The organism is Paenibacillus sp. GCM10023252 (genome assembly GCF_042653305.1).
Lineage (GTDB): Bacteria > Bacillota > Bacilli > Paenibacillales > Paenibacillaceae > Pristimantibacillus.
In genome coordinates, this window is sequence record NZ_JBHSHW010000029.1 from 33,293 (window position 1) to 48,643 (window position 15,351).

The 15,351-nt window shown below is 52.0% G+C and carries 12 protein-coding genes and 1 other annotated feature (1 of these 13 running past the window's edge); of the genes, 4 read left to right on the forward strand and 8 right to left on the reverse strand.

What is annotated here, in order from left to right; translation table 11 throughout:
- Nucleotides 1-237, reverse strand: a binding site (T-box leader) (it extends 58 nt beyond the left edge of the window).
- Nucleotides 238-425: 188 nt separating this feature from the next.
- Entirely contained in the window at nt 426-3,539 is a 3,114-nt protein-coding gene (locus ACFO9Q_RS16450; RefSeq protein WP_379184000.1) for a transglycosylase domain-containing protein, read from the forward strand.
- A gap of 80 nt (nt 3,540-3,619) precedes the next feature.
- On the opposite strand, the gene acsA is transcribed toward ACFO9Q_RS16450, so the two are convergent.
- Nucleotides 3,620-5,344, reverse strand: coding sequence for an acetate--CoA ligase (gene acsA / locus ACFO9Q_RS16455; RefSeq protein WP_379184003.1), 1,725 nt, complete (start codon nt 5,342-5,344; stop codon nt 3,620-3,622).
- A 210-nt stretch (nt 5,345-5,554) separates the two neighbouring features.
- Between acsA and ACFO9Q_RS16460 the strand changes: the two genes are divergently transcribed.
- Together ACFO9Q_RS16460 and ACFO9Q_RS16465 are read left to right on the forward strand one after the other, a co-directional pair.
- Nucleotides 5,555-6,190 (forward strand): GNAT family N-acetyltransferase, encoded by a 636-nt coding sequence (locus tag ACFO9Q_RS16460; protein WP_379184005.1) that lies wholly within the window; start codon nt 5,555-5,557, stop codon nt 6,188-6,190.
- A 66-nt stretch (nt 6,191-6,256) separates the two neighbouring features.
- The gene (locus tag ACFO9Q_RS16465; protein WP_379184007.1) at nt 6,257-7,444 is read left to right on the forward strand and encodes an acetoin utilization protein AcuC; all 1,188 of its coding nucleotides are present in this window, start codon (nt 6,257-6,259) and stop codon (nt 7,442-7,444) included.
- A gap of 89 nt (nt 7,445-7,533) precedes the next feature.
- Here ACFO9Q_RS16465 and ACFO9Q_RS16470 read toward each other — a convergent pair whose 3' ends face one another.
- The 4 genes from ACFO9Q_RS16470 to ACFO9Q_RS16485 all read right to left on the reverse strand — a co-directional run bounded on the left by ACFO9Q_RS16470 (nt 7,534) and on the right by ACFO9Q_RS16485 (nt 10,355).
- Nucleotides 7,534-8,232, reverse strand: a complete 699-nt coding sequence (locus ACFO9Q_RS16470; protein WP_379184009.1) for a 5'-methylthioadenosine/adenosylhomocysteine nucleosidase — start codon at nt 8,230-8,232, stop codon at nt 7,534-7,536.
- Between the two features lie 2 nt (nt 8,233-8,234).
- On the reverse strand, nt 8,235-9,242 hold the full coding sequence (ccpA, locus tag ACFO9Q_RS16475; RefSeq protein WP_379184011.1) for a catabolite control protein A: 1,008 nt from the start codon (nt 9,240-9,242) through the stop codon (nt 8,235-8,237).
- Between the two features lie 120 nt (nt 9,243-9,362).
- A complete protein-coding gene (locus ACFO9Q_RS16480) occupies nt 9,363-9,776 on the reverse strand; it encodes a hypothetical protein (protein ID WP_379184013.1) in 414 nt (137 codons plus the stop codon).
- A gap of 138 nt (nt 9,777-9,914) precedes the next feature.
- Nucleotides 9,915-10,355, reverse strand: coding sequence for a VanZ family protein (locus ACFO9Q_RS16485; RefSeq protein WP_379184015.1), 441 nt, complete (start codon nt 10,353-10,355; stop codon nt 9,915-9,917).
- 58 nt (nt 10,356-10,413) lie between these two features.
- Here ACFO9Q_RS16485 and ACFO9Q_RS16490 point away from each other — a divergent pair, with 58 nt between their 5' ends.
- A complete protein-coding gene (locus ACFO9Q_RS16490) occupies nt 10,414-10,944 on the forward strand; it encodes a type 1 glutamine amidotransferase domain-containing protein (RefSeq protein ID WP_379184017.1) in 531 nt (176 codons plus the stop codon).
- Here ACFO9Q_RS16490 and ptsP read toward each other — a convergent pair.
- The 3 genes from ptsP to ACFO9Q_RS16505 form a co-directional block, all read right to left on the reverse strand.
- Nucleotides 10,941-12,686, reverse strand: coding sequence for a phosphoenolpyruvate--protein phosphotransferase (ptsP, locus tag ACFO9Q_RS16495; RefSeq protein WP_379184019.1), 1,746 nt, complete (start codon nt 12,684-12,686; stop codon nt 10,941-10,943). The two genes, ACFO9Q_RS16490 and ptsP, sit on opposite strands and share 4 nt — an antisense overlap.
- Nucleotides 12,683-14,569, reverse strand: a complete 1,887-nt coding sequence (locus ACFO9Q_RS16500; protein ID WP_379184021.1) for a glucose PTS transporter subunit IIA — start codon at nt 14,567-14,569, stop codon at nt 12,683-12,685. The genes ptsP and ACFO9Q_RS16500 overlap by 4 nt, the downstream gene beginning before the upstream one ends.
- Nucleotides 14,570-14,718: 149 nt before the next feature.
- Entirely contained in the window at nt 14,719-15,234 is a 516-nt protein-coding gene (locus ACFO9Q_RS16505) for a hypothetical protein (RefSeq protein WP_379184023.1), read from the reverse strand.
- Between the last annotated feature and the right edge of the window lie 117 nt (nt 15,235-15,351).

The following is a 15,351-nucleotide window of genomic DNA, read 5'->3' on the forward strand; positions in this document are numbered from 1 at the left end:
CTGAGTTAGCCTATGCTGGCACCGTATATGCACTAATGCAAGGTGCGATTCTCACTTCATCATTGATAACGGAGCAGCAACTCCGGAATAGACTACTGCTTGCTATACAAACTGTGCAAGGTTCCCCTATTCAGCTCAAGGCGGTAATTCATCCTGCGTCGTGTACCGGTTCACACCACCCACCGGCTCTCTGAGAGCAACCTGCGCAAGACTACTGAAGCCTGTCGAAGCTGTTAGCATTTGCTTTGCTTAACTTACTGTTTTTATACCATGCCTTCATGGTAAAGTCAATGAGCCCGTACAATGGTCCTGGACCTTCCCTCCTGCTCTAAGCATATCCGGCTGACAGCTGAGCGGGATTAATGCCTCATAATGACGATTTATGATATAATAAGCCTGTTATGTTTGGAGGAGGAGTTGTACGAATGCAAGAGAATCATGGGCAAGCACCTTCCCGGCGCAGCGGTCTGCGCACATTCGGGATGATTACTTTCATTACATTCAAATGGCTGTTTATTTTTGGCGTCTTTATTGGATTATTGGTTGGAGGCGTATTAACAGGTTACGTTGCAGCCCTGGTGAAGGAGGATGAGGTCCGTCCGCGCACCGTTATTGAAGAGAAGGTCGGAGAGAATTCCACCACTGGGTTCGTCTACTTCAATGATGCGACATTAATCGGGCAGCTCCGGACAGAAGAAGACCGGATTGTCGTCGAATACGATGAGCTTCCTAAGACGGTTATAGATGCCGTGCTGGCAACCGAAGATAACAACTTCTACGAGCACTTCGGCGTCGACATTAACGGTCTTGGGCGTGCAGTGAAGCAGAAGCTGCTTAACGAAGAGACACAGACCGGTGGAAGCACGCTCACTCAGCAGCTCGCTCGGCGAGTATTCCTAAGCTTGGACAAGACGGACAGCCGCAAGGTGAAGGAGATCTTCCTGGCGATACGGATGGAACGCTATCTCACGAAGGAAGAGATCCTGGCAGCCTACTTGAATAAGGTGCCGTTCGGCAACGGCTCCAGCGGCTATAATCTATACGGAATTAAGGCAGCCGCCAAGGGAATCTTCGGCATTAGCGACTTGAACAAGCTGACGATTGCTCAAGCCGCTTACCTAGCCGGCCTCCCGCAGCGCCCTTCCGCGTATACAGCATTCACGGGCAAGGGAGCCTTCGACGAGGAAGGATTCAACCTCGCAGTAGAACGTACACATAATGTGCTGGCTCGCATGCTGGAGACAGGGCGCATTAATCAGCAGCAATATGATGAAGCGATGACCTTCGATCTTCGCAAGTCTCTGGCTAAGCCAGTAGAGAAGGCGTATACGACCTATCCATACCTAATGCTGGAAGCTGAACGGCAGGCAGCAGAGGTGATGCTGAAGCAGAAGAATCCGAACCTGACAACAGCCGATCTTCGCAAGAAGGAGAACGCCCCACTGATCGAAGAAGCCCGGGAGCATCTGCTTCGCGGGGGCTATCACGTCTACACGACGATTGACAAGAGCATCTACAAGACGATGCGGGATATCGGTTCTAATGATAAGAACTTCTCCCCCTTCAGCAAGGAAAAAGGGCTGGAGCAAATCGCAGCCGTCATGCTGAATCATAAGACAGGAGCCATTCTTGGGCTGCTGGAGGGCCGTGACTTCTATGAAGAGCAGCTGAATTACGCTACTCAGATGACACGTCAGCCCGGCTCAACGATGAAGCCGATCGCTGCCTACTTGCCCGCCATTGACAAAGGAGCCGTACAGCCGGCAAGCATTATTGATGATGCGCCAATCGTCATGAAGGACGGCGTGAAGGGATTCCATATTCCGAAGAATGCCAACAACAACTATAGAGGACTTGTAACCGCCAGGGAAGCATTGGACGACTCGCTTAATCTGCCTGCCCTGAAGATATTCCTCGATAAGGTCGGCATTGCGGATGCATGGACCTTCACCCGCAAGCTAGGAATTACGACGCTGCAGCCGGCAGATGATGCGGCTCAGACCGGCGTAATAGGCGGACTTAGCATTGGAGTGTCAGTAGAAGAGCTAACGAATGCCTACGGCTCCATTCCGAATCAAGGAGTCTTCAATGATGCTTATATGATTGATCGGATTACGGATGCGAACGGCAACGTGGTCTATGAGCACAAGGCCTCTCCGCAGCGTGTATTCTCGGAACAGACAGCCTTCCTGATGACAGATATGCTCAGATCCGTCATTACGAACGGAACAGCAACCGTAGTAAGAGGGAATTACGAGAAGCGCACAAGCATTCCGATTGCCGGGAAGACTGGATCAACACAAGATTACGGTGATGTATGGTTCATGGGCTTCACACCAGACATTACGCTCGGCGTGTGGTCGGGCTATGAGAAGCAGGTGAACACCTTATCCAAGAAGGGCAGACTTCGTGCACAATGGATATGGACCTATATTATGAATCAGGCGACGGAGACGAAGCCCGAGCTGTTCAAGACGAAGGAGTTCACGAAGCCTTCAGGCATCATCCGGGCTACGGTATCGAGCGCCAGCGGCAAGCTCCCAACAAGCTTAACGAGGGAAGCCGGAATGCTGGTTACCGATTACTTCAACAAGAAATATGTTCCAAGGCAATCGGATGACGCATTAGTCAAAATGGCTTATGTAACTGTTAATGGAATCAACTATGTTCCTAACCCAGCGACTCCAGGCGACATGGTCAGAGAACAAGTAGTCATCAAGCGTGAGATGCCACTGGATGCGCTAATGGACAAGATTCAATCCGCTCAAGCTAAGCTGCCAAGTAAGAGCAGACGTTCCATGAGCTTCTACCTGCCGGATGACGCAGACAAGGATGCGCCTTCCAAGCCTGATCCTAGACAGGATGACGGACGAGCTCCGAATCCGCCTGGGGGTGCGAGGCTTCAGTCAATAGGAGCAGGTGTCGTGAAGCTGACCTTCGCGAAGTCCGGAGATGGCGACGTGGTTGGTTACCGCATCTATCAATCCGTTAATGGCGGAGGCTATCAGAAGGTCGGCGACTCTATCCTCGTAGGCGATGACTACGCCCGCAACATTCAGGTGAATGGCAGCGGATATTCCTTCTATGTCACAGCAGTCGACGTGGTCGGCAAGGAGTCGGCACCTAGCGGCCTGGTTCAATTCGGCGGGCCTTCGCCAATAGTCCCAAGTCCAGATGGAACTATTGCTCCTACCCCGTCGTCTCCTCCATCCTCAGGCTGGCCTACCCCTCCGCCTGAGGGCAACGAAGGAGGCTCGGGAGATGGACAGCTGACTGCCCCTTCCACACCATCAGGGCTCCAAGTAAGTAAGGTGACTGGCGGTGCACAGCTTAGCTGGCAAGCTAATCCGATTGCAGAGCAAGTTACTGGGTATGTCATTCACTTCAGCAAGGACGGTGACGGCCGCTATCGCAAGGTAGGGACTACCCCGGAGACGAGCTTCTTCTATGAAGCTAACTTCCCCGCTGGAAGCTACCGCATATCTGCTGTTAATGCTTCAGGCGAATCACAGGAATCAGCCAAGGTGGATATTCAATAAGCTATTCAACAAAAAAAAGCAAGGCATCGCGCGTTTTGGCGATTCCTTGCTTTTTATGTTATATAAGAATGAAGTAACGATTAGTCCTCGATCGTGGACAGGTCGCCGGTAGGAAGGTTCAGCTCCCATGCCTTCAGCACCCGACGCATAATCTTGCCGCTGCGAGTCTTCGGCAGCTTATCCTTGAATTCAATCTCGCGCGGGGCGGCATGTGCAGACAGCCCTACCTTCACGAACTGTGAGATCTCTTGCTTCAGCTCATCTGAAGGGGTATAGCCTTCCCGCAGCGCGATGAACGCCTTAATGATCTCACCGCGCATCGGGTCTGGCTTGCCAATGACTCCCGCTTCCTGAACAGCCGGATGCTCGACCAGCTTGCTCTCTACCTCGAACGGGCCTACTCTCTCACCAGACGTATTAATGACATCATCGATGCGGCCTTGGAACCAGAAGTAACCGTCCTCGTCCATATAGGCGGAATCGCCGGAGATGTACCACCCCTCCAGCCTGAAGTACTCCTCGTACTTCGAAGGATTGTTCCATACCGTGCGCATCATCGACGGCCATGGTGTCTGAATGGCGAGGTTCCCCATCCGATATGGAGGGACCACATTACCTTGATCATCTATGATAGCCGCCTTGACACCGGGGATTGGCTTACCCATTGACCCTGGCTTAATGTCCATGCTTGGATAATTGCAGATGAGCTGGCCGCCCGTCTCGGTCATCCACCACGTATCGTGGATGCGCTGATTGTACACCTTCATCCCCCAGCGGACGACTTCCGGATTAAGCGGCTCTCCTACGCTCAGTACGTGCCTTAAGGAGCTGAGATCGAACTGCTGTACTACATCGTCGCCGGCACCCATCAGCATCCGGAAGGCGGTAGGAGCACTGTACCAGACGGTTACGCCGTATTTCTGTATCGTACTATACCAGTCGCTTGGACTGAACCGGCCGCCGCGAATGACATTCGTTACGCCGTTCAGCCAAGGCGCGAACAGACCGTAGGATGTGCCTGTAACCCAGCCCGGATCCGCTGTACACCAATAGATATCATCGGGCTTAAGATCAAGTACGATACGTCCTGTATAATAATGTTGAATCATTGCGTTCTGTACATGGAACACACCCTTAGGCTTGCCAGTGGAGCCTGAGGTGTAATGCAGAATCAAGCCATCTTCCCGGTCCAGCCACTCGATCTCTGATTGGTCAGAGGCTTCGGCCATAGCTGTCCGATAATCAATAAGTCCCTCGTCCTCCTGCACCTCGCTGCCGAATACAATGATGTGCTTAAGATGAGGAAGCTCCTCGCGCTTAATCCGCTTCAGCAGAGCAGGGGTTGTAATGATGGCTACCGCTTCGCTGTCAAGCAGCCGGTCCTTAACCGCAGTCTCCATGAAGGCTTCGAACAGCGGGCCAAGCACAGCGCCTACCTTGAGTGCGCCTAATGCGCTGAAGTAGAGCTCCGGAGTGCGCGGCATGAAGATGAATACCCGCTCTCCCTTGCCAACCCCCAGCTTGCGAAGGACATTGGCGAATCGGTTCGATTGCAAGCTTAGCTGCTCGTACGTATACGATTCATCCCGTTCAGCGTCGCTGTAGTACAAGGCAACCTTCTGTCCTCTGCCCTGCTCCACATGACGATCAATCGCTTCATAGGCCATGTTCACCTTGCCCGTGTCGTACCAGCTGAACTGCCGTTCAATCTCATCCCAGTTGAAGGTGTTCACAGCATCCTCATAGCTCTTCAGGTTCGACCCTGCTGCTGTCGCCGGAACCCGCTCTTGATGTAAGTTAATCATCGTATCATCCTCCTATCAGATCTGTCTCTCTGTCTTGAAGAATTTTCTAGAATACGCTTACACTCTACTCTTGCTCCTTCGTCATATATGCCTGAACTATTATAGCATAGAAGATTTCGGTCAGGCTATGCTTTTCAACTGAGGTCAGGTTCTGTTATAAAAGAGGTAGAACAGCAAGACCACGCTGCAGCAAGAGAGGGGCGCGCTTGATTGAACCATCGCAAATCATTGCAAGAAGCACGGATCGTCCTTCCTGACAACCTGGTTCTCACCATCGAGGGGCCTATCCATCCTGAAGTGCTGAAGCAGCTTCGTATGCATCCTGATCTGGATGCCTTCCGCAGGCCGAATGAACAGCATGAAGCGCTTGTGGAGATTGCTTCGTTAGAGGAAGGACGAATTATTGCTGCCAGAGTCGATGATCTCATCGTCGGGTATGTGACCTTCCATTACCCGGATGAATATGAACGCTGGTCGGAAGGCCATATGCCGGAATTGATTGAGCTTGGAGCCATTGAGGTAGCCAATGATTATCGCGCCTACGGATTAGGGAAGCGAATGATTCAGCTGGCGTTCGCAGAGGGCCAGCTGGAGAATTATATTGTTTTTACAACGGAGTATTATTGGCATTGGGATCTCGAAGGGACGAAGCTGAACATCTGGGATTACCGGAGGATGATGGAGAAGCTGATGAAGTCGGTGGATATGGTATGGTATGCGACCGATGATCCGGAGATCTGCTCTCATCCTGCCAACTGCCTCATGGTGCGAATCGGTCGAGAGGTTCCCCAGCATGCTGTGGAGCAGTTCGATCGTGTACGGTTCCGTGGAAGATTCATGTATTAATCGATTAGCTTAATTCATTCTACATGGCAGTTCAACTAAGGCTGCTGGAGAGGACAGGATGATCTGATGTCTTCACATGCTGTATTCATTCATAATCCGGGAGCTGCCGACTACTGCTTCGGAGAGGAACATCCCTTCAACCCCATTCGATTATCCATCACTTGCGATCTGCTGGAGACGCTGGGCGCGCTGTCGCCGCATGAACGATTGCTTGCTCAATCACCTCCATGCAGGGAAGAGCTGCTCTCCCTAGTACATCGACAAGACTACATTGAGGCTGTGCAGCAGCTTAGCCGTAATCAGACGGCTGCAGCGGGCTTAACTGATCCCTCAAGATATGGACTAGATACGAACGACACCCCTTGCTTCACGGGCATGCACGAGGCAGCTGCAGCGATTGTGAGCGGCTCTGTCCTTGCAGCAGAGCAGGTCATGTCCGGGGAGGCCCTTCATGCGTATCATATGGCCGGTGGTCTCCATCATGCCTTCCCGGACCGCGGCGCCGGCTTCTGCATCTATAATGATGCAGCTGTAGCTATTCGTCATATCAGAGAGAAGTATGGTGCCAGAGTACTCTACATTGATACAGACGTTCATCACGGGGACGGGGTGCAATGGGTGTTCTATGACGACCCCGACGTATTCACGTATTCCATACATGAGACCGGCAAGTACCTCTTCCCCGGGACAGGCTATGTGCATGAGAAGGGTACAGATCAAGGCTTCGGAGCCTGCATCAACGTCCCGCTCGAGCCGTATACCGAGGATGACTCATGGATGGAGAGCTTCCAATCCACGATTACTCGAGTGGCTGAAGCCTTCAAGCCTGACATCATTGTGAGCCAGCACGGCTGTGATGCACATGCCTATGATCCGCTCTCTCATATTCATTGCAGCATGAGAATCTATCAGGAGATGCCCGCTCTTATTCACCAGCTGGCTCATCAATATGCTGAAGGCAGATGGGTGGCGCTTGGGGGCGGGGGTTACGATATATGGCAAGTCGTCCCGCGTGCGTGGTCGCTGGTCTGGCTCACTATGACGGAACACCCACTGCTGTCCGAGCTGGCTGCTCCGGGCGCTGAATCTGTTGCATTGCCAGAGCAATGGCGTACGCGCTGGGCAGAGCAAGGACAGCATGAGCTGCCTGAGTACTGGTTGGACCAACCCGACTCCATCCCGCCTATCCCGCGCCGTGAGGAGATTACAGGGAAAAACCGCGAGACTCAGTCCATTATTCTTCATAATCTGTAGATGCGGGCGGTTCACCCCTGGCCGCTATACGAAGCAAGACAGCCCCTTAAGGTTCTGTGCTGAACCGTAAGGGGCTGTCTTAAGTATGATTAGAGATGCTGGAGCATCTCGTCAATGATCTGATAGGAGTTATCTGAGGCTTGAATGGTGAACTCTGCGAAGTTCACATGGGCTGATCCGTCTGCCTTATCCGACATTGAACGAATGACAACGAATGGGATGCTGTTCATATCGCACACTTGCGCTAAGGCTGCCCCTTCCATCTCCGCACAGGCCCCGTTCATCTGCTCATAGAGCATCTGCACCGTATCCCGGCTCGCTATGAACTGGTCGCCAGACAGTACCTTCCCTTGCAAGCTTCTCCCTGGATAATGCTTCTCACACGCTGCCACAGCGAGCTTCACGAGCTGTGTGTCAGCAGCAAACTCAGAACGCTCGTGATAGGGAATCGTCCCTCTCGCGAAGCCAAGAGGTGTGACATCCATATCGTGCTGTACACAGGAGTCCGACACGACGATATCTCCGATATTCAGTCTCGGGTCAACCGCTCCTGCAACGCCTGTGAACAAGACGACCTCTGCCCCGAGGTCAATAAGTACTTGAGTACAGACCGCGGCGTTCACCTTGCCTACTCCAGACTTGCAGAAGATGATGGACTTGCCGTGAAGGTGACCGCTGTAGTAGGTGATGCCGGCCTTGGTTGTCTCTCCTGTTACCTCTGCATGCTTATGCAGCAGGTTAATCTCCTCAGCCATAGCTCCAATAATGCCAATCCGATTGTAAGCCATCGTTATTCGATTCCTCCAACCGATTGACGCATAATGACCTCATGCGGAAGGACAACCTTGGATTGCTCCACGTTCTCCTTCTTCATCAGCTTCGTGAGCAGTCTCATTGATACCGCACCAATGTCGTACATCGGCTGTGCAACAGTTGACAGCTGCGGGCGAACCATCGAAGCCATCCGGCTATTGTCCACACTAATGACCGAGATGTCTTCAGGCACCTTGAGGCTGGAGTCTTGGATGCAATGAATGGCGCCGATGGCCATCTCATCTGTAGCTGCGAACACGGCTGAAGGCCGTTCGCCCAGCTCAATGAAGTACTTCATCGCCTCAACTCCGGATTCATAGCGATAGTTGCCGATACGAACAAGAGAATCCTCATATGGAATGCCTGCAACTTCCAGAGCGCGCTTGTAGCCGTGGAATCTTGCATATCCATTCGAAGGATCCTGCAGCGTACCGCTGATCATCGCAATCCTAGTATGACCTTGTGCAATCAACGTCGTAACTGCATCATAAGCCGCTTCCTCGTGGTTAATATCTACTGAAGGGATCTCGCCGTTCTCTTCCGTCGTTGCGCATAATACGATTGGAACATTCGCCGTCTTGAAGGCTTGCAGATGGTCTTCTGTCACTGCGCCGCCCATGAACAATAGTCCGTCAACCTGCTTCTCGAGCAGCGTGTTGATGACACGAATCTCCTTGTCCTTCTTCTTGTCCGCATTGCACAGAATAATATTATAATGATACATGTTGGCTATGTCTTCAATTCCTCTGGCTACTTCTGCGAAGATAGCATTGGAGATATCCGGAATAACTACACCAACAGTGGTTGTCTTCTTGCTTGCAAGTCCGCGAGCTACCGCATTCGGACGATATCCTAACCGCTCTATCGCTTCGAATACTTTTTTGCGCGTCGCAGGCTTCACGTTCGGATTATTATTCACTACGCGTGATACTGTAGCCATGGACACGCTAGCTTCTCTTGCTACATCATAAATGGTTACCGTCACGGTCCTTCTCTCCATTAATTCAAATTTTTATTCACGATATTTCCTCATTCGCACTCCACAATTACCCTTAATCATACGATAGAAAAAAACTTTTCGCAATGTTACCGGGTATTGCCAGCATTATGTATGCATTCTTCGTCGGGAAATCTGATTCAGCCGTTTATAAATATCTGCTATCCATTCTTGATCATCGGCGGCTTGAGCTAATAGGAGTAGATCCAGCAGCGAGTTGATTCTCTCTTCAATGAGACGATCCATTCGTCTAGGATCCGGCTTCTTCTGCAAGGCCGAAGCCTCTACGAACAAATCTGCCCACTCATTCCACTCATTAAACAATAAAGTTTGTCTTGAGGGCTTCTCACCTAGCTGAGCAATGAGACCGGTCAGGTCCGGCTTCACTTCTGGAAACACCTCGCTTCGGCTGCAAGCCTCGCAGGAATAGATCGGAACGTTGTCTATTTCTACTCTAACGGAATATATCACGGTACGCAGCTTCATGGTCATCATGTTGCCGCAATTGCATAGTTTCTGCAATGGTGGTCACTCCTTCTCGTTATGCCGATAAATACTCCTGCATTAGGGCATAGTTCGCTGCTAATGCGGAGAATGAGATGGATACACATTCGACCTTTTTTGCATAAAATCCTGCTTGCGTCCGGTATGTAATTTTTACTATAGTTCCTTCAGTCTATGCCATAACCTTCGGACGGGCGGCACAGCGGATATGATCGTCCATACTGCGGCGCCGATCATATCATTGCGAATATCGTACAAGTCCATCATTCGGCCTCCAACGTAGGACTGGTGTACCTCATCCGAGACCCCATATAATCCGCATAAGAGGATAATGAGCACCCTGCCGTGCCAACGGTCAGCTCTGCGGCTGAGCGCATAATCGAATGTCATCGCCAGTATGAAGTAGGAGACATAATGCCCCCAATTGAAGCTGGTCATCGAAGGAAAAAATTGCTGCAAAAAAGGAAGAAGGCTGCTAATCTCATCTCCCGTCTGAGCGGACAAGACGTAAATAACCGCCATCCAAGCGATGGCGGGAAGAACGCGGAGCCAGCGGCGCAGTCTGCTACGATTAGTGCGGTTGTTCGTTTGCTTCATTCGATCTCCTTCGTTACAATTAATAGGTAGACATCTTACCGATTCGGAGGGAATTGTCATGTCATTAGTCAATCAGACCGTCATCTGTCTCCTGGATGATGAATTCGAAGACTTGGAGCTATGGTATCCGGTCTATCGCGTCAGAGAAGCCGGCGCAACCGTACTCTATGCAGCACCTGAGAAGGGCAAGAAGTATATAGGCAAGTATGGCGTGCCTGCTATCGCAGATCTATCGTATGAGGAGCTGGTCAGCAGTGACATTGACGGCCTGCTCGTGCCTGGAGGCTGGGCGCCTGACAAGATTCGTCGTGATGCCAAGGTGCTTCAGATTGTTCAGGAGCTGAACGCTGCAGGCAAGCCGATTGGCCAGATCTGCCATGCTGGCTGGGTGCTTATCTCAGCCAAGATCCTTGAAGGCCGTACCGTCACTTCCACCCCTGGCATTCGTGACGACATGGAGAACGCAGGGGCTACCTGGTTGGATGAGGCGGTTGTCGTAGACGGCAATCTCATCTCAGCCCGTCGCCCGCCAGATCTGCCGCCGTATGCGAAGGCGTTCGTCGATGCTCTGGAGCAGCGTACCCGCTAAGAGGTCGCAGCTTCCTCGGCATCTACTCTCTCTATGAAGGAATCCAGCATGGCGTGAACTTCCGCTGATGAGCGGCAATTCATGACTTCATCCAGCAAGGAACGGCTGTCTTCCAGCTTCGTACGGAGCAGCCGCTCCTTGACCGGGAGGATCGCCCCGGCTGACATAGAGATGGAGTCCACATTCAAGCTGAGCCACAGCGGCAGCGCGCGAATATCTCCTGCAAGCTCTCCGCACACCCCTACCCCGATTCCGCTTCGCTTCGCCGCCTCAACAGTCGTCCTAAGCATTCGAAGGATCGCAGGGTGATAAGGCTCGTAGAGATGCGCAATCTCATCGTTCATTCGATCAACGGCTAATGTGAATTGGATGAGATCATTCGTACCGATGGAGAAGAAGTCTACTTCATGGGCGAGCAGATCGGCAATCATGACTGCAGCCGGCACCTCGATCATAATGCCAATCTTCATGTCCGGATCATAGGGCAATCCAAGCTCGCTAAGCTCCTCTTTAGCTTCCTGCAGTATGGCGTTAGCAGCCCGAACCTCCTCTACTGAAGAGATTAACGGATACATCAGCTTCACCTGGCCATAATGGCTGGCTCTAAGAATGGCCCGCAGCTGCGTCTTGAATAAGTCCTTGCGATCTAGTGAGATTCGAATAGCCCGGTACCCGAGGAACGGATTGTCTTCTTCAGGCAGTTCGAAGTAATCGAGCTGCTTGTCTCCTCCGATATCCAGTGTACGGATAATTAGAGGCTTGCCTTCCAGCTTCTGCGCTACGCTCCGATACACCTCATACTGCTCCTCTTCGAGAGGGAACCGATTCCGATCCATATAGAGGAACTCCGTTCGGAACAAGCCTACTCCATGTGCGCCGCTCATTAAGGCCACCTCAAGCTCCTTCAGCGAGCTGATATTCGCAGACAGCTGCATCTCCATACCGTCAGGGGTGACCGGCTTGTAGCTGACAATGCCTCGCAGCCGCTGCTTATCTTCGGACTGCCGCGCTTGAATAAGCTCATACCGCTTCGTCACTTCATCATCCGGATCGATATACACTCTTCCATCATTGCCGTCAATAATCATCATCTGGCCCGTCTGGATCGGCTCCTCCAGATTCATCTCAAGTCCAACTACAAGAGGGATGCCAAGCGCTCTAGCCATGATGGAGGAATGGGAAGTTGTGCTGCCCGCAAGCGTAGCAATGCCAAGCACATGCTGCGGATTAATATGAGCGAGCTGGGAAGGAGACAGCTCCTTCGCGATCAGAACGAACGGCTGCGTATCGGATGGCAGCGTAATCTCTGGTGCGCCTAGCAGATGCTTGAGCAGTCGATTGCCTACATCCTTAATATCAAGGGCGCGTTCCTTCATATACTCATCATCTAGCAGGTCGAACATCGTCACGAAGTGATCAATCGCTTCCTTCACTGCAACTTCAGCAGCCTTATACTGCCTCTGAATGATGCCTTGAATCTCGTTCATGAAGACGGGATCATCCAGGATGGCAAGATGGGCATCGAAGATATGGGTCTCTTCCGTCCCGACTACATCTCTTAGCTCATCCTTAATCTGCTCGATCTCACACTTGGATGTGCGGATTCCTTCATACACTCGCTCGAATTCACGTGCCAGATCCGATACATCGATCTTCTGATCGGGAAGCTCCCACTCCCAATTCGGAAGGACGAATGCTTTGCCAATCGCTATTCCTGCTGAAGCCCCAATTCCATGAATCATGGCCTTTCCCCTCCACCATTTCTCTCTTTAAGCACTACGGACATCACGGAAGACTGCCCTTTCTTGACTGCCTTGAACGGCGCATAACGCCATGAATGGACTAGCTCTGAGTTCGTAATGACCATCGGCGTCGCCAAGGACTTGGAATCTCTGCGCACCTTCTGCAGATTGAAGCGTATGAGCAGCTGTCCCGGTATGACCTCATCGCCTTCCTTAACTGCCGCCTGGAAGTAGTCCTGACCCGTTAAGCGGGATGTGTCGATTCCGATATGCAGGAGCACTTCAAGTCCTTCAGGCGTCTGAAGCCCGATCGCATGCATCGTTGGATAGATCAAGCTGACCTTCCCCTTCACCGGAGAGACGAGCTCACCTCGATCAGGGATGAAGGCGACCCCTTGTCCGACAAGCTTGCCCGCGAAGATAGGATCCGGAACTTCCTCCAGCGGCAGCATCTTACCCTGTACGGGTGAAGAGAACAAGACCTGCGCTTGATCTCGATGAATGGCCTTGATCATCTCAGCCCGGATAAGCTCGCTGAAGGTGCCGAATACGACCTGCACATGCCCGCCCCCGAGACGAATCACTCCGGCTGCGCCTAGATTCCTCAGTGCGTTGATATCGAGCAGCTTCTCATTAGCGACCTTGAGCCGTAGCCTGGTGATGCAAGCCTCCATCTGCACGATGTTCTCCTTGCCGCCTATCGCTTGCAGAATGAGCGGTGCACGGTAAGGAATATCTCCCGCCCATTCGTCGAGCTGAGAGCCTTCTTCCCTGCCGGGTGTGGGAATCCGGAATCTTCGGATGGCCCATCGGAACAGGAAGTAATAGACGAACCCTACTGCAACTCCAATCGGAATGAGGAGCCAACCTCTAGTCGCCAAGTGCTCATTAATGACGTAATCCAGCGCCCCGGCGGAGAAGGAGAACCCGTGCCTAATACCGAGCGCATAGGTTACCCACATAATGACACCGGACAGGAAGGCATGAATGACGAACAGATAGGGAGCAACGAATAAGAAGGCGAACTCGACTGGCTCAGATACTCCCGTTAAGAAGGAAGCAAGCGCCGCGGTCAGGAAGGTCTTCTTAATCTTAGGCTTCAGATCCTCACGCGCTTCATGGATGATGGCGAAGGCGATGGCAGGCAGCGCGAACATCATAGTCGGGTACATGCCTGCCATGAACACTCCAGCCGTTCGGTCACCGGCAAAAAATCTCGGCAAATCGCCGAAAACCATAGCGCCGCTCGCTGTCTCATATCCCCCAATCTGGAACCAGAACACATGGCTCACCAGATGATGAAGACCGAACACAACGAGAATACGGTGTACGAAGCCGTATAGAAATACGCCGAAGCCCCCAGTAGTTGCAACAATATGTCCCAATTGAACGAGCATCGTATCAATGAGCGGGGCAATGCCCAGCATCGCTAATGACAATAGGAAGGAGATTAAGCTGACGAACAAGGGAACGAAGCGCGGTCCGCCAAAAAACTGTATGTACTCCGGTAATCTCAAATTCTTGAACCGTTCATAACTGAAGCCTGCTATCATGCCAATCAATGAGCCAATAAACACCGTAGGTTCGATGGTCAGCTCTGAAGATTGGGTAATCCCTGTGTAAATAATCATTCCAATAAGTGCAGCCATGCCTGCTGCTAGTGCGTTGCCGGTCAGCCCAAGGGACACGCCAAGCGCGAATAGATAAGGGAGATAGAGGAATAAGCTCTCGCCAGCCGTCCACAAGTACCCGCCCATTGCATCAAGACCGATTAGATCCCAAGGCAGCTTGCTGAGGCTCATAAATATTGCCGCTCCAGGCAGCGCAATCATCGGCAGCATGAAAGCCCGTCCGAGCTGCTGCAGGCTTCCCATGAAGTTCATGATGAACTGGATCCTCCTTCTGTCGTTCGCAGCGCCAACCGCCGCCTCATAAGTCTATACAAGATGGTAAGCGTTACATCCGGATTTGTCAAAGAAGAAAAACGGCGGACCAGTCGGTCCGCCGTTGCTCGCTGTCCTATGCTGATGACCTAGAATCCTTGACGGTTATTGTTCGCTTGGTAACCGAGGTGCGAGATAACCGGGCCTGCTTGTTGGTAGCTGTTCGTTGCATGATACACCGGGCTCTGCTGCGTATGGGATTGCACGTAGCCACCCTGGATATATCCTTGGGGCTGACCGCCGCCATAAGAGCCGTTATGGCTGCCGTATCCCGTTGCTTGGTATACGGGACCGCTAGCTTGCTGATCCGCTGTGTACCCTAAGTGTGAGATGACCGGCTGGCTGTAGGATTGACCTTGGCCTTGATTGCTGAAGTGCGATATTGGCTGTGCTGTGTAATGAGAGAAGGTCGACGGCTGTTGGCCGTATGACTGATTATTCGCTTGGTAGCCGCCTGTATGGGCAATTACGGGTTGCTGCTGACCGAAGGAAGGCTGACTGAGCTGGCCTTGATAATGGGATTGTACATAACCCATCGGCTGGAACTGGTTGCCTTGATTCTGGAAGCCTTGCCCTTGATACCCTTGCTGCGACGAATAATTCACTCGTTGTATCCTCCTTGGTATTCCAATATAGAGTCTTCGGATTGGATAACTAACCTTTACAGCAACAACATCACGGTTGCTGTACTGGGATCGTCCGCTCCAGAAGCCTCTCTTATT